The sequence below is a fragment of the Allocoleopsis franciscana PCC 7113 genome (assembly GCF_000317515.1).
Taxonomy (GTDB): Bacteria; Cyanobacteriota; Cyanobacteriia; order Cyanobacteriales; family Coleofasciculaceae; genus Allocoleopsis; species Allocoleopsis franciscana.
The window spans coordinates 34954-50464 of sequence record NC_019761.1 but is presented as its reverse complement, the minus strand read 5'-3'; the positions used below and the strand labels follow the sequence as shown (position 1 = coordinate 50464).

Here is a 15511-nt window from a genome sequence, read left to right as displayed (position 1 = left end):
AACTTGTGCTTGGGTACTGGCAACTATCACAGAAGAATCCGAACTTCTCAACGAGAGCAAGTCAGGAGGGTAACTGTCCTTGTGTCAGCTTTGCCCCGGTTAAGTTGGCTCCACTCAAGGTAGCTTCATCAAGAATAGCTCCTCTTAGATCGGCAAAGCTCAAATTCGCTCCTGTCAAATCTGCCTGAGTGAGGTTTGCATCATTCAAAGAAGCCTTGAAAAGATTCGTTCCTCTTAGGTTAGCTTGACTAAGATTTGCCCTAGTCAGGAGAGTCCTATATAGGGAAGCCTGACTCAGATTGGCTCCATTCAAACAAGCATCGCTCAAGTCTGCCGACGTTAAGTCCACTCCACTAAGATTTATCCCGCTCAGGTTAGCAAAATTCAGCTTCACGTAACTGAAGTTGCATTGACACAAATTCTGCTCAACAAGAACAGCACACCTCAAATTAGCGTTAGCAAAATTCCTTTCACCTGCTGCGTATCGCCTCAAAAGTTCATCCGTACTCAATCTAGCTAACAGAGCCATTGAATCTCCCTGATGACACCATGAAGCTCCTACTAAGTTAGCTGCCGTGTTAACAGCTACCTTGTCAGATGAAGGCATGACAATACCATTGCAACCATCCCATTGACCACCAAGCATAAATGCAATGTCAGAAGCAGCAGCAGAGGAGTCAAACAACAAAACGTCTGCTCTGCGCCCTGACAATAACTTCATACCCGTCAATTGGTTTAGGGCTTTGGAAAATCTTTTTTGTAGGGGGTTTTTCATCTTGGATGTATGAGTGAGGCAAGAAATAGCCAGCCTTCTCGGAGCAGGCTATGCAAATTGTGACTAATGCCAACCTCTATATCCGTATGGGGTCTCTACTTGGTGAGTAGGGATTTCTCGACAAGTGGGGTACTTGCAGACTATGCGCTCGACCTTAAAAGAAAGTGCCGATATGCTTGTATCAGCACTGGAACTTCCTAATAATTCCAGGCCAAATCCACTAACCTAAAATTCTCAACATTGTGAGGAACTTCGGTCTATATATCCCCTTTCACCAAACCTTGAAACTAGAGAAGACGTAATATTCGCCTGCTTTTGAACAGAATGTGAGGTTGGGTCAGTCGTTTTCACTATTTGACTCTATCTCTTCAAGCTGGCTACTGAGCTGCTCTAGTTCCTCAACTTTAGCCTTCAGCCTTTGTTCATCAGAGCCAGTAGGTATGGTTCTATGTAAGCCTTGACCAAGTTGCTCTCGATACAATCCGACTAACAACCTCAGAGCTGGGATGACTACATCTGCGTAGGTCGATATTGCCAACTGCTGAGTCTCAACTTTTTTTCGATGCCTGCCAGTCGGGTCTCTAGCTCAATCCGTAACTGGTTGATATCGGCTTTGACCACTTCGTATCTGCGAATATCCCAGTAATTTAGAATCGCCTCAAGCATTACATCACTACGGGTACGACCAGACATTTTGGCAATCTCATCAATACGGTCCAAGTCTTCTTGGTCAATTCGCAGCCCTACTGTTGGCTTAGATTGATTGCCACTCATCTTGTTAACTCGTTAAACACCACCTCTCATTATCTACACGACAGGACAGTAAAAGCACTTGTCTTCAACTGTAAACAGGTTATACGTGTTTACAGATAACTCAAACCTTGCTAATATGATGAAAATGCTTGTTAACGTGTTAAGCGCGTTAACAGATTGAAGAAAGTCAAATGACCAGCGCGAAGCTTGGACACCGAGCGCTAGTCATTGGCTCTAACCCGTAACGAATTAGGAGCTACTTTGATTTTATGAAATTAGACAAGCGCGATCGCGGTAGCAACTTCAGGACTTACTGTACACGACATACCACCCACCGATTAGGAGAAATTCCGGGAAATAGCTTTGAGCTACCATCGGAAGAAGACTTGGAACCACACACCAAGGAGGAGGAAGGATGAGGAATCCCCGTCCCCTTGGCCAGCGAGAATTGCGCCTGATTGAGCTTTTTACCAACTGCCGCATGGAAATGACACCTTGGGAATTTTACTCAAAATGGGGAGTAACTTACGCTACTATGGCACAGTTATGCAGATGTGACATCGCTACAGTCAGTCGGTGGTTTGGGCGAGGGCGCAACTTTCAACCCCCCAGACATTACCACAAATGGTATCTGGCACTAGCTGATGTTTTTCTAGAGTTCTACGAGGACATTCCAGAGACGCTCTTGAATCGGCTCTGTCCTGATAGGTAGTAAAACCCTACCCTGAAAGACCACGGCAACGGAGCAACGACAAATTCATATAGCAAGCGAAGCATAGGTTAGGACATGAGGAAAAAGTTTAAAGTACTGAATCTAAAGGTGGCTTTAAAGAATTTGTTGTCCTAAGCTTTACTTCGTGGGTCGGTCGTGCTTAAACAGATATCGAGCTGAGACAACCAACGAAAAGTGCTCGCTATAGGTTGACATTTTGTTTCCAAATCAATAGCCTAGTATCCAGTGGAATAAACTGAATATAATTGACCTACCGAAAAGGCGGCCCTGCATGTGTAAGCGTGTGGGGCTAAATTTTTGGGAATAAATTAACGTTTGTATCTCGTACAGACGCTATTTTCTCATGGAAATAAATTGATTTAACTCACTCAACTTATTTCCAGGTTAGCCAACTGTCTTGAAGAAAGAGATTTCTCAATAACCTTTTTGTTCCACTGAATTTTCTTGAGGAGCTAAACGTCAAACTTTGTTAGCCTTTGTCGAACATTTAGTTCAATCAATGTTTGACATACAATTAGTTAACTAATTAATCGATTACGGAGAGAATATAAGGATGAAACTGAAACCTATTATTGGTTATGCTCGTGTCTCAACGGAAGAACAAGCCAACACCCATGCTTTAGAACAGCAAATATCTCGATTAATCAATACTGGAGTTCAGAAAGTTTATTTTGATATTGAATCAGGTCGTGAACAAGATAGAGACCAATTTAAAAAAGTCTTAGAGCTAGTGATAAGGCAGGAAATTTCAGAACTTAGAGCGATTCGCTGGGACAGGCTGGCACGAAATGCATACTTGTATTTAGAAGTCAAGAAAATTTTCAAAATTTCTGGAGTTAAACTGATATTACTTGATCAAGGTGAGGTTGATTTCAACACAGCATCAGGAGAATTGCACTCTGACCTGCAAGTCCTATTCTCGGTTCATGAAAGCCGAATGCTACAAGAACGGGTTAATCGAGGTCTTGATTACCGTAGAAGTCGAAATGCCGCTTGGATGCAGCCTCCCTGGAGTTACCTAATTGTTAATGAAAAATATGAACTCGACCATACACCACTTCCTTATTGCTTCCTAATCCATAAACCCGACAATGCTGCCGAGCTTTCTCACGAACCTGATGATTCTCCGAAACTCGTCCGCATTAGTCGAGCCAAGATAGCTAGGGAAGTGTTTGAATATTTTTTGCTAGTCAGGAAGCCAACTAAAGTCTTGAAACACCTTCATGAGGTGTATGGATTACAAAAGAATTCGGAGGACAACTTACCCGAGTTTAAAAACTTTCCCATTTCGATATGGGGGCTAAAGTATTGGCTCCAAAATCCCGTCTTTCAAGGACATACAGCCTATCATAAATTGAAGAGTAATGGGAGTTTGAAATCTCCCGATGATTGGGATATTCGCCGCGACACTCATCCAGAACAGCGACTGATTAATGAGGAAGAAGCGCAAGAAATAAAAGCTATCTTTGCCTCCAATACCAAAAGATTTGGTCAAGTGGATGCCAAGTTTTATTTAACGGGGCATATCTTTTGTGAGAAATGTCGGGCTAAATGTAATTTGAAACAAAATCGTGACTACGCTTATTATGGCTGTCCGCATTCCGCAACCGTTTGTGACAATCGCCCAAATGTCAGGCTTTTTAAAATTGAGCAGGCGATTATCGCCCAACTTGTTCTCCGTTCCAAACAAGTGAGTGAAAGTCCTTCTAATACCACGAAATCCGAGAGGTTAGTTGAGCTGGAGAGACAGTACTTTGAACTTGACCAGATTGCTGGCTCAGATTTTAATCCAGCGCTGAAAGAGGCTAAGGAAAAACTCCTTAAAGCCATTGAAGCCGAGCCAACTCCGACTCAGGATATCGCCCAACAGATACTCCGTCATCCGATGGCTAAAAAAATTAATTTTTGGTACACCTTGACCCAGACGGAGAGGGAAATCTTTTACGACCTGCTTTTAGCAAGGGTTGTGATTGGGAAGGGTGAGGTGACTAGCGTTCTGTTGAAGGTTTGAGGGAAGTTTTGTTTAAGTCTATCTACAATTGATTGAGGTTTTTATTTATGCCCAAGTTAACTTTAGAGCGATTCCATGAGGCGGCTTCAAGATTTGAAAAGGCTGAAGCCGAAGTTCAACGAGCTTGGAAACAAGGTTGTCATTGCCCTGCACCGGGCGAACGGGTTGAGTGTTGGACTTGCCCGTACTACAAGAATTTAGGACGACTGATTCAGAAAAAGCTTCATGCTACACCGGAAAAAGTGTTTGCTCTGATTCCACCAGCGGTGTCGGTTAACCCAGAGAAGGATGAAGTCAAGGAACAATGCTGGGAGTTGTATCGGGCCGGTTACTCCATTGAGGAGATTCAACGTTTGGTGGAAGTTAAAAGTCGCCGGATTTTGAGAGGCTGGCTGCGAGAAGCCGGACTGCTCTTAACGGGGACTCAATATCCTGAACAACTCAAGCAGAAGTGCTTGCAAATGTATGCCGACCGCTGCACGCCTTCGGAGATTGAGAATGAGACTTGTGTGCCTGCTGATGTAGTGACAGATTGGGCGGCTACCGCAGGGATATCGAGAAAGTGTAAGTACTCTCAAGAAACCCAACAATATTGTTTGGCTCTCTATTCACAGGGCAAGTCTTCAACTGAAATTCATCAGCTTACCGGAATTGCCGACAAAACGATTAGAGCATGGATTTGGAAAGCGGGTATCAGCCGGGGTCAAAAACGGTATTCCACAAGGGAAAGACAGAAGTGTCGGACACTCTATCAGCAAGGAAAGTCCCCTCGAGAAATTGAGGAACTCACTGGAATCCTTCAGGCTACCATTCGGTCGTGGGTGAGAAAAGAGTGTTGGAAAAGGGAAAAAGAGTTGCCACAAGTGTGTGTGGGAACTCAATTGAGTACGTTGGGTGAAGCGGCTTGTTTGTCTTCTCAACGAAAGCCCGCAGGCTACTGGACAGATTTTGAGCGTCTCAAGTCGGATATCTTAACGCTCAATGCCCAACTCGGTCAAATTGGTGTTATGCCAAAAGCGGCCCAACTCAGACAGTTAGGGCGCTATGACCTGGCGATGGCAATTTCTAAGTACCACGGTGGCTATCGGTCGGTAGCTTCTCGGTTGGGGTTGACTTACACGGGTCAGCGGTTCGGTTATTGGCACGACTTTGCCAATGTCGAGGGTGAACTTAAAGCTTTCATCGAGCAACAGGGTACTCCTGGCGTTATGCCTTCCCGACAGCAACTGGAACAAGCTGGGGAAAAGCCGCTTGCTGCTGCTATCGGGCTACATGGTGGAGTGTTAGCCGTGGCGAGGCGATTGGGGTTCAAGTTACCCTATGGCAGGAAACCGCGTGGTTACTGGAAAAATCCTGACAATCTTAAAAGTGAGCTGGTTGCTGTAGCTGTTCAACTGGGTACTCCTGGTGTTATGCCCACTCGTGAGCAGCTCGTCCAAATTCAACGCGCTGAATTGATTAGTGCCATTGCCACTAATGGCGGATGGCCTTCAGTGGCTCGTCGTTTTGGACTTGCTAACCCTAACAAGGGTTATACATCCTGAGTAAACTATGTATAACCCCAGCTTGTATAACCCGTGACTGACACCCCAATAATTCAAGGCAACATCCTGCTAGGAGACACCCCGATTGAAGTCGGCTCCCCTGAGTGGTTTGCTTGGCTCGATGACCCAGCAACCAAGTCGTTTAGTTACGAGAAAGACGCCTTTACCCGATTCTTAGCCAGGAAGCGCGAGACAAAATCCGGGTCAGGCACCTGGAGCGCTCACAAGAAAGTGAAGGGAGAGGTGAGGGTCTTGGGGCTTGGTTCTACGTCAGACCTCACCAAAGAGGCGTTAGAGTCGATTGTTGAGGAGATTAGCACGCCGGATGTTGACCACTGGGAGAGGTTTAAGGCAACGCGGTCTAAGCCCTCCCTTGGTCAAGGGTTATACAAACCCGCTAAGGAAGAGAAACGTATAACTCAACGCCAAGACGCTAACTCTGATGAACTGGAGAAGTTAAGGGCAGAATTAAAGTCCAAGGATGAGGCGATCGCGCAACTCCAGAGTCAACTGAAAGCTGTCAAGGTTGAGCGAAACAAGTTGAGCCAGGAAGCTACTGGGTTATTCAAAGCCAATCAGGAGTTAGGAAAAGACGCCCGTGAGAGCAAAGCGCTAGTGGATGCCTACCGCGAACAATGGCAAGCTGAAGTGAACGAGTTGGTTGAGAAATTAGAGGTTAAGGATAAAGTTATCACTTCCCTCCAAACTGAGAAGACTCAGTTACAAGCACAACTAGCAGAATACAGAACTGAGGCATCAGCACCTAAGCCGCAGTGGCAGCGGGTAGGCACCCTCACCCTCGCTCAGAAGGAAATGGCAGAGCGCTTGGGGAAGGCAACAACAACATTATGGCGGAATCACCCAAGGTTTCCAGAGTACAGCCAAGGGAAAGACCCAGAGGTCAAGGCTTGGCAGTGGGATGAGTCGGCAAAGGCTTACTATGAGGTTATACAAGAGGGTGTATAACCAGAAAGCGATCGCCTGATTATGGACGCCCTCTGTGAGCTGAAGCAATGATGGGTTGCCATAAATCTTTCTCTATCAAATCAAGCACTATCAGAGTACAGTACATACAGGACGTGTCCTGTGAGGCTTCCTCAAATGGCTAAAGCTGAAATTGTGGATTTCCCAGTTGCCCATTTACCCGATCGCTATGGTAAAGCCAGGAGCGCTATCTACACTCAGATGGACAAGCTCGGTATCGTTCCCACCAAGCAGGGTAACAAAGCATTCATCTTGGATTCCCAACTGGAACTGCTGGATGAGCTAAATAATTTTCTCAATGAAGACACGTCACGCAACATTGATGATTTCATTCGGGAAGTACAACCCAAAACGCCCGCGCTCTCAGCAACTCGACAGACAGGACAACTCACCGGACAACTGACAAGACAGTCCGCTGAACTGTCCTATCAGGGGCTGGATGAAGTCTTTGATATCGGCAAAACTATCACGGTCTTGCGGGAACGATTTGAGCTTTTAGAGCGCTGTTCAGAGCAGGGATGGCTTCTTTCCACCTCCGATCTAGCTGAGTTAATCGGCATCACACCGGAGAGCTTGGTCAAGGAGGGTGAAATTTTCCGTTGGGGCTTTACTTTTACTAAGTGTCCTGTCAAGACAGGACGACAGGTTTGTTGGTCTGTGCGATCGCCTAGTCAAAAATGAGCGACACTGCTGCGCTAGCTCTTTCTCCAGCCGCTCCATTAACGCATGAGCGCTTGATAGTTACAGAAAACACGCGAATCGTTAAACTATGCTGCTTCAGTGACGGGGTGGCTGAGTTTAACTCATCATCGAAGTGAGCCGTAACTTTATCGTTAAAGTCTTCTTTTATCTTTAATCTGCAACCCTTTAGGTTGCATTGGCTCAATTCTATCCAAATCTCTTTGTTCAATTGTGTCAGTTTCTCACACAATTGGCTGACAAACTTTCTATGTCAGCGGGGGGAAGAAGAAAAACTGGGAACAGAGAATTTAGCGGTACTCATGCATCCCCCGAAAGGAATATATTTATGTACAATAGCTTAATTGATTACAGCCGCTTGTCAGCGTTTAGTCTTCTCATCAACAGGGGGAAAACAATCTCCTCTATTCGATATTCTAGCTCTTAATGATTGCAATTTGTAAATAACTTATACATAAGTCGAACACAAATTGAACATAATTTCAACTATCAAGGTGTTATTCTTAGAAAAGTTTTTTAAAGCAACTATGTAGGGGAAAGAAAAAAGTATTGTTGAATACCAAAATCCTGTATCAAACAATAGTTAAATACTAATAATTCCTTAATTTATAAAAAATCTATCGTTCAGTTTGTTGATACATAAGTCTTAATTTTTTGTGATACATCCAAAAAGTTGAAGTAGAACGGTTAACTTAGCTTGAGGAAAGAAGATGACCGAGCCAACGAATTCAACTTCTAATTTATACGCCCTACTGATAGGTATCGATTGCTATCTCCCTAATGAATTACCTGATGGTGCTTCTTATAAAAGCCTTAAGGGATGCGTGCGTGATATTACCCATGTGGAGGCTTTCCTAAAGCGCCAGTTCAATCTATTGTCAGAACAGATTTACAAGCTCACAGCTTCTAATGTTGACGGGTCTTCTGAGCCATCTGAGCCACCAGAGCAGTTGCCCACCTACGAGAATATCGTAGGGAAGTTTAAAGAAATTACCGAGAAGGCTCAACCTCAAGATCAGGTGTATATTCACTACTCTGGTCACGGGGGACGTGCTGTGACAAATTACCCGCAACTTAAGGGAGTGAAGGGAATTGATGAGGCGCTCGTTCCCACTGATATTGGCTTGCCAACATCTCGCTATCTCCGTGACATTGAGTTAGCAGCACTCCTACAAAGGATGGTGGATAAGGGATTAGTTGTCACGGTTGTGTTAGATAGTTGTCATTCGGGAGGCGCAACACGAGCAGGAGATTCTGATATTCGAGGTGCAGATGCAAATACTGTCGATACAACGCCGCGACCAACAGAAAGCTTAGTTGCATCGGTTGAGGAATTGGTGAAAAGCTGGCAGAACCTCACAGAAGAAACTCGTAGTGCAACTGCCTTAGCTGGTATGCTGCCTGAAGCAAAAGGCTACGTTTTATTGGCTGCTTGTCGTCCTAGTGAATATGCCTATGAGTATGCCTTTAATGGTAAAGAACGTAACGGAGCGTTGACTTACTGGCTCTTGGATTCTCTCTCCAACCGCAGTCCAGAGCTGACTTATAAGGAACTCTATCAACGCATCAACGCCAAGGTTCACAGCCAGTTTCAACAACAAACACCCATGCTGCTAGGCGAGGGGAATCGTTTAGTTTTCGGCAGCAATGAAGCATCTCTTCATTATGCTGTCACCGTGATGCAGGTCGATGCAGCCCAAAATCCGGTTCGAGTTAAATTCAATGCGGGTTTAGCTCAAAGTATAGAGGAAGGCTCACTATTTGCCATCTATTCATCTGGAGTAAGGGATTTTACCCAAGAAGACAAGCAATTAGCCCTAGCTGAAGTTACAGAAATCGGCGCAACAGACGCTTGGGCGGAAATTATTAAGACACGGGGTACCGGAGAAATCGAACAAGGGGGTTGTGCAGTAATGCTTTCAGCCCCCGTGGAGCTTATCCGGGGGGTGCGTTTGGTTGAATGTACGCCAGAGAATACCAAACTAGAAGATTTACCACCAAAGGAGATAAATCAGAAAGCTGCCTTACAAGTGGTTGCCGATGCTTTGGCGGGAAATGGTTGGGTGAAAGTAGTGGCTGACGATACAGTCGCCGACTATCAAGTCTCTATCAACAAACAAGGTGAATACGAAATTTGTGAACCTACAGGAAAGCCTTTTCCTAATTTACGACCACCGCTAAAGGTTGGTGAGAGTGATACAGCTACCCAAGTAGTGAAACGTCTGGTACATCTCACGAAGTATAAAGCTACAGAAGAGCTGGACAATTTTGGTACACCTCTAACAAAAAAGCTTGTGGTTGAGTTAATAGGCAAGCAAGCCAACTATCGACCAGGAAGACGACCATCACCTCAGCCTTTTGATGACCCTAGTAATCCCACTGTACAAGCTGGAGAAACCATCTTCTTGCGTATCCGCAATGAATCTTCCCAAGTTCTCAATGTTGTTGTACTAGATTTAAGTTACGATTGGTCAATTTCTCAAGTTGACATATTAACGGACGGAGCATCTTTTGTTCCCATCGATCCCGGTCATGAAGATAAAGACCCGATAGCACTAAAAATGAGTCTTCCCGAAGGATATCAAGAAGGGACAGAAATCTTTAAAGTGTTTGCTACCGTTGGGCAAGCTGACTTTCGCTGGCTGACATTACCATCCCTCGACCAACCCATTCCCCCCAGTGGCACAAGAGGACTCAAAGCCCCCAGAAACCCACTAGAAGAACTCTTAGCTGCTGTGGGTGCTGATGACCAACCTTCTACAACTAAAAAAGCAGAAGTAATTGCTGACCCAAGCCGAGGATGGACGGTAAAACAAGTAAGCATTAAAGTGATAGCGACTTAATCAGCGATGAAGCCTTTAGTAGGAAATCTGTGGCAAAACTAAGAGCCTAGATTCTGCAAGGCTTCGCTCTTTTCAGTTAACGGGACTTACGAAGAGTATTCATACAACAAAATGGGTGCATAATTATGGTATTAACAAACACGCTAATCAAAGCACAGAAAGTAGCAACCTTTAAGCGTAGTTTGGCAATAGTCATTGGCATCAATGAATACCAAAACAGAATTCCAAAACTCAAGACAGCTAGACGTGATGCTGAGGTGCTAGCAGAGATATTAGAGAAAGAGCATCAATATGATGAGGTGGTTCTCATCACCGATGAAACTGAGTTTAAACCAACGCTCCAGAATTTATTAATCCTGCTTGAGGAAAGACTGCCCAAAGAAATTAAGCCGACAAAAGATGACCGCTTACTCTTCTACTTTGCTGGACATGGAATAGCACGCGATAGCGATAAGGGGCCAGCAGGGTGTCTTGTGCCTCAGGATGCGGATGTAGAAAAGTCTGAAAATCTGCTACTGATGCAGAAGTTACATGAATGTTTGACCGCACTTTCCTGTCGTCACTTACTGGTAATTCTTGATTGTTGTTTTGCCGGAACATTTCGTTGGTCAAGTACCCGATTAGCGACAGTGATTCCGCGAGTCGTTCATAAAGAACATTACGATCGCTTTATCAAATCTCCTGCATGGCAAGCGATTACGTCGGCGGCACATAACCAAGAAGCCCTGGACGTTCTCTGCGATAACCGAGGCGGTGCTAATCACTCACCCTTTGCCGAGGGGCTATTTAAAGCGTTGCGGGGTGAGGGAGATGTGATTCCGGCTGGCAAAAAAGGTCAGCCGCCAGGAGATGGGGTGATTACGGCAGCAGAACTTTATCTCTACCTGCGCGATCATGTAGAACTTAGTTCTCAGGAACGCCAAACGCCGGGACTATGGACGTTATCAAAGCATGATCGCGGCGAGTTTATCTTTCTCGTTCCTGGTGCCGATCTAAAATTAAAACCTGCACCGAAATTAAATGAAAACAACAATCCCTATCGAGGGTTAAGCGCTTTTGAGGAAGAGCATTCACAATTCTTTTTTGGCAGACAGGAACTGATAGAAGAATTGTATCGACGGATTGCTCATGTTGACGAAAATTATAGTCAATTAACTGTCGTTTTAGGAACTTCCGGTTCTGGTAAATCTAGCTTAGTTAAAGCTGGGTTGATTCCTTGTTTACGGCAAAAATATTCCCAAGAGTGGTGCATCTTAAAACCGATGCGCCCTGGAGAATCTCCCTTCTCGGCATTAGCGAGAACAATTCTCCCCATTACTAGCGTCCCTGTCATCAACCTGCTAGAAAATCTGGATTTTATCAGTGAGATTCTGCAAGAGAAACTCAAGCGATTAGACCAAGAAATTTATGATACGTTCGATGGGGCTGAAGCAAGAACCGATAAAAGAATACGCTTAGAACAAGAAGAAAACAAATTTAATCAAATTGCTGACACCTGGAATTCTAGAACTCCAGACAAGAGGCTGTTGCTAGTCGTTGAGCAGTTCGAGGAATTGAACAATTTATGTCGAACTGATGATGAGCGGGAGCGATTAAAGCAAGCGTTTTTGGATTGCATCAATCCACTCAGTGAGCGCTTACAGACAGACTCAAAACAGTTTATTGAGATTATAGCGGCATGGAGCCAACAGCATGTCGGTGTCAGGCTGTTACTAATGATTGACCAGTTTGAGGAGTTAATCACTCTCAGTCGCAATACTCAGGAAGATAAGCAGAATAGTAAACCGAATGAGTCACAGCAATTCTTAAAACTGTTAGAGGAAACTCTGGCTGCTACTCTGCCACAATTGTGCATTATCGTGACTTTGCGTTCTGATTTTGAACCGCGCTTCCTCAGTTCTGAGGCGCTCAAGTCCCATTGGACACAGGCACGCTTCCCAGTCCGCGCTATGCGTTCGGATGAGTTGCGGCAAGCGATTGAGCGTCCAGCAACAGAGATGGCACTGTACTTCGAGCCATCTAATTTAGTCGATAAGCTGATTGATGAAGTTGGGCAGATGCCCGGAGCTTTACCCTTACTATCTTTCACTCTTAGCGAACTCTACCTCAAACTCGCCGAGAAGTGGAGACTTCAGGAAACGAGCGATCGCGCCCTAATACTTGATGCTGACTTTGACAAAGAGGGAGGTGTTGCAGGTTCACTGACACGGAGAGCGAATCAAGAATATGACGGCTTACCCAATGATGCTCACAGAGCTACGATGCAGCGGGTGATGCTGCGGATGGTGACAACTGAAGGTGGGGAGTCAGCACGGCGTCGGGTGCCTCTGTCGGAATTGGTGTATGCAGATAAGCAAGACCCGAACAAACTGGATGAGGAAGAAAATCAACGAGTTGAGCTAGTTCTAGAACGGCTCAATCATGCTCGCTTGATTGTCAGTGGGCAGGAAACGGGAGAACCTTATGTCGAGCCAGCTCATGATTTCTTAGTTAGAAGCTGGGATAAATTACAGAAATGGCAGCAGGAGGAGCAGGAAGATTTACCCCTGCAACGGCGACTCACGCCAGCCGCCCTTGAGTGGAAAACTAAAGAACAGTCATCAAGTTTGTTAGGAAAGACTGAACCTGTTCTGAGTTTGGTGGACAAGAAGCTGGACTCCGTTGAAGACTGGTTGAACCACCAAAGCCAGAAAAATGCCCAAGAACATCGGCGAGAGAGAAAGGGACAGTTTCTTTGGAATGGAAATCCTTACCTCGATGTATTAAAAAAGAGACTCAAATCTTATGACTATTGGTTTAACCAAGTAGAAACTGAGTTTGTGCAACGAAGCGTTTGGCAAAGACGTAGAAATACTAATTTGCGTTGGGGGATTGCAATAGGCGTAATTCTGTTATCGAGTGGGTTAACTATTTGGGCTTTAAGGGAACTGAGAAACTCATTAATAGGTCAAATAAGTACTGCTAGAGAATCTTCAGAAACCCGATTACGTACAAACCAATTGACATTAAATGCTCTGATTAATAGTTTGCAAGCCGGTAAATCGAGAAAACACTGGCTACTGTGGGGTCCATTACAACCAAATAAGCTGCTGCAAAATCAAGTTCTAGAAACTTTACAACATGCAGTTTATTCTGTCAAAGAACGCAACTATTGGCAGTTACCTAAAGGCAAGGTACTAGATGTGTTTTTGGGGCAGGATAATCAACTGTTTGTAGCTATAAAAAAAGGTGACGAAACGGCTTGTGTATGGGATTCAGAGACTAAGACGTGTAGCCCATTATCAGGAAATTTAGTTGAGGGAGCCAAGTTTAGCCCTGATGGTAGAATGCTGTCTATCTTTGGAAAAGATCGAACTGTTCGCTTATGGAATCTGGAAAGTAAGCAGATTGTCAATGAATTAGCACAGCTTGAAGGCTCGTTTAAGAATATCAGTTTTAGCCCTGATGGCAAGCAGTTGGCTATTAAAGCTGCTAAGAAAGAGGATGGTAGTGATAACATTAGCTATTTGTGGGATTTAGAACAAAATAGGGTAGAGCCATTGCCAGAGAATAATATTAGTATAAGTTTCAACGCTGATGGTCATTTATTGATGGCTACATTGAAGCAGATGAATGAATCGCAAACGCATGTTGAATTACTTAACTTATCATCTGGGAAAGTGAGCTATATATCACCAGAATTTGATCAGATCGATAGGATTGATTTTAGCCTTGATGGCAAGCAACTAATAATCACAGGTGGACACGATGCGGTTAGCAGTGAATGGTGGAGATGGAATTTGGAGAATAACAATTGGGAAAAAGCAATTGAAGATCCATACTTGAATGAAGCCGACCAATCGAGCTTTAGCTCAAATGGCAAGCTACTAATTACCACAGGTCATGTTGTTCGTCTGTATAGCAGCAATCCGTTGTCCTCATCAGATCTTTCTGTATTAGGTGAATTCAATTTGCCTCAAGGTGCGGTTGAAAATATGATCTTTAGCGCGGACGGTAAGCACTTCGTTACTCAAGAAGATGATGGCGTTGTACACTTATGGGATGTCGAACAGCTACAACCCGAAACTGAACATCAATTCTCTCTAGTAGAAATTGAAAAAGTCAAAATTGAAAGTATCAATTTTAGCCCCGATGGTCAGCAACTGGTTACTGGAGGAAAAGACGGTTTTGTCCGATTTTGGGATTTAAATGGCAATGAGTTAAATAAATTTCAAGCGTATCCAAATAATGCAGTGAAGATTATCAGTTGGGCACAGAATGGTCAGAAAATTGCTACCATGAGCGATCAAATTACCGAAAAATCTCAAGCTGATACAGTAGTAAAAGTATGGAAATTAAGCGGTCAACAATCAGATGAATTTTCAATCAAACTTGGTAATATAATCGATAGCATCAATGACATCAATTTTCAAAAAAATGGCAGCTTTAGAATAATTTCTAGCGCAAATGAAGGCCGGGTTGTTTGGTTGGATAGTTCAGGACTAGCGACTACATTGAACACCAAAAGAAAAGAAACTTACAATTCAAAAAGTATTAATTTTAATGCTGATGGCAGTTTATTTGCCACCACTTCATTTCATAACGGTACCGTTACATTGTGGGATTTGCAGGGTAGGCAGTTGATGAAATTCCAAGGGTATAAAGGCGAGATTAAAAATGTAGGTTTTAGTGCCGATGGCAGCAAGTTGGCTGTTGTTGGCGAGGATGGCAAAGTTAAGTTGTGGCAGCTAGGAGGATTAGATGAACTGCTGCAACGGGGTTGTGAACGAGCGCGTGACTATCTAGCCACCCTTGATGAGAAGAATAGCGATCGCCACCTCTGCGACAACATTCCTCGTTAAAGCTTACAGCAATCGAGCAGCGGCCTATAACGAGCAGAAGAATTACCCCAAAGTGATCGCGGATAGTAGTAGGGCAATTAGTCTTAATCCGACTTATGCTAACGCTTATATCAATCGTGGCGTAGCCTACTACTATCAGGGCAACTATCAACAGGCGATCGCAGATTACGATAAGGCGATCGAATTAGATCCTTATAATGCCAATGCCTACCATAACCGAGCGCTAGCTTATACTCGTCTGGGAAATCAACAAGCAGCTCAGGCAAACCAACGAAAAGCAGCAGCGCTTTCTCAACGGCAGTTGAGGTAACCGGAGGGAACTATAAAC

At 44.4% G+C, this 15511-nt stretch carries 11 protein-coding genes; 9 read left to right on the top strand and 2 right to left on the bottom strand.

The features are described from left to right. Positions 1–61: 61 nt before the first annotated feature. Together MIC7113_RS32280 and MIC7113_RS32275 are read right to left on the bottom strand one after the other, a co-directional pair. The gene (locus tag MIC7113_RS32280) at positions 62–775 is read right to left on the bottom strand and encodes a pentapeptide repeat-containing protein (RefSeq protein WP_015211586.1); all 714 of its coding nucleotides are present in this window, start codon (positions 773–775) and stop codon (positions 62–64) included. A gap of 510 nt (positions 776–1285) precedes the next feature. Then, positions 1286–1549, bottom strand: a complete 264-nt coding sequence (locus MIC7113_RS32275) for a CopG family ribbon-helix-helix protein (protein WP_015211585.1) — start codon at positions 1547–1549, stop codon at positions 1286–1288. A gap of 248 nt (positions 1550–1797) precedes the next feature. On the opposite strand from MIC7113_RS32275, the gene MIC7113_RS37100 reads away from it, so the two are divergent. The 9 genes from MIC7113_RS37100 to MIC7113_RS32240 all read left to right on the top strand — a co-directional run bounded on the left by MIC7113_RS37100 (position 1798) and on the right by MIC7113_RS32240 (position 15493). Then, the gene (locus MIC7113_RS37100; RefSeq protein WP_015211584.1) at positions 1798–1947 is read left to right on the top strand and encodes a hypothetical protein; all 150 of its coding nucleotides are present in this window, start codon (positions 1798–1800) and stop codon (positions 1945–1947) included. After that, entirely contained in the window at positions 1944–2240 is a 297-nt protein-coding gene (locus tag MIC7113_RS35250; RefSeq protein WP_015211583.1) for a hypothetical protein, read from the top strand. The genes MIC7113_RS37100 and MIC7113_RS35250 overlap by 4 nt, the downstream gene beginning before the upstream one ends. A 574-nt stretch (positions 2241–2814) precedes the next feature. After that, positions 2815–4272 (top strand): recombinase family protein, encoded by a 1458-nt coding sequence (locus MIC7113_RS32270; RefSeq protein WP_015211582.1) that lies wholly within the window; start codon positions 2815–2817, stop codon positions 4270–4272. A gap of 47 nt (positions 4273–4319) precedes the next feature. Then, positions 4320–5816, top strand: coding sequence for a terminase gpP N-terminus-related DNA-binding protein (locus MIC7113_RS32265; RefSeq protein WP_015211581.1), 1497 nt, complete (start codon positions 4320–4322; stop codon positions 5814–5816). 33 nt (positions 5817–5849) lie between these two features. Continuing rightward, positions 5850–6782 (top strand): hypothetical protein, encoded by a 933-nt coding sequence (locus MIC7113_RS32260; protein ID WP_015211580.1) that lies wholly within the window; start codon positions 5850–5852, stop codon positions 6780–6782. Positions 6783–6917: 135 nt separating this feature from the next. Beyond that, positions 6918–7481 (top strand): hypothetical protein, encoded by a 564-nt coding sequence (locus MIC7113_RS32255; protein ID WP_015211579.1) that lies wholly within the window; start codon positions 6918–6920, stop codon positions 7479–7481. A gap of 728 nt (positions 7482–8209) precedes the next feature. Continuing rightward, complete coding sequence (locus MIC7113_RS32250; RefSeq protein WP_015211578.1) at positions 8210–10342, top strand: caspase family protein; 2133 nt, start codon at positions 8210–8212, stop codon at positions 10340–10342. Positions 10343–10467: 125 nt separating this feature from the next. Next, positions 10468–15183, top strand: coding sequence for an nSTAND1 domain-containing NTPase (locus MIC7113_RS34115; protein ID WP_015211577.1), 4716 nt, complete (start codon positions 10468–10470; stop codon positions 15181–15183). Then, positions 15137–15493 carry a tetratricopeptide repeat protein gene (locus MIC7113_RS32240; RefSeq protein WP_015211576.1) on the top strand — a complete coding sequence of 119 codons (357 nt, stop codon included), beginning with the start codon at positions 15137–15139 and terminating at the stop codon, positions 15491–15493. The genes MIC7113_RS34115 and MIC7113_RS32240 overlap by 47 nt, the downstream gene beginning before the upstream one ends. The last annotated feature ends 18 nt before the right edge of the window (positions 15494–15511 follow it).

What these genes read in the sequence shown, in the direction of transcription:
- MIC7113_RS32280 (WP_015211586.1), bottom strand. Translation starts at nt 775, where the DNA reads ATGAAAAACCCCCTACAAAAAAGATTTTCCAAAGCCCTAAACCAATTG.
- MIC7113_RS32275 (WP_015211585.1), bottom strand. Translation starts at nt 1,549, where the DNA reads ATGAGTGGCAATCAATCTAAGCCAACAGTAGGGCTGCGAATTGACCAA.
- MIC7113_RS37100 (WP_015211584.1), top strand. Translation starts at nt 1,798, where the DNA reads ATGAAATTAGACAAGCGCGATCGCGGTAGCAACTTCAGGACTTACTGT.
- MIC7113_RS35250 (WP_015211583.1), top strand. Translation starts at nt 1,944, where the DNA reads ATGAGGAATCCCCGTCCCCTTGGCCAGCGAGAATTGCGCCTGATTGAG.
- MIC7113_RS32270 (WP_015211582.1), top strand. Translation starts at nt 2,815, where the DNA reads ATGAAACTGAAACCTATTATTGGTTATGCTCGTGTCTCAACGGAAGAA.
- MIC7113_RS32265 (WP_015211581.1), top strand. Translation starts at nt 4,320, where the DNA reads ATGCCCAAGTTAACTTTAGAGCGATTCCATGAGGCGGCTTCAAGATTT.
- MIC7113_RS32255 (WP_015211579.1), top strand. Translation starts at nt 6,918, where the DNA reads ATGGCTAAAGCTGAAATTGTGGATTTCCCAGTTGCCCATTTACCCGAT.
- MIC7113_RS32250 (WP_015211578.1), top strand. Translation starts at nt 8,210, where the DNA reads ATGACCGAGCCAACGAATTCAACTTCTAATTTATACGCCCTACTGATA.
- MIC7113_RS34115 (WP_015211577.1), top strand. Translation starts at nt 10,468, where the DNA reads ATGGTATTAACAAACACGCTAATCAAAGCACAGAAAGTAGCAACCTTT.
- MIC7113_RS32240 (WP_015211576.1), top strand. Translation starts at nt 15,137, where the DNA reads ATGAGAAGAATAGCGATCGCCACCTCTGCGACAACATTCCTCGTTAAA.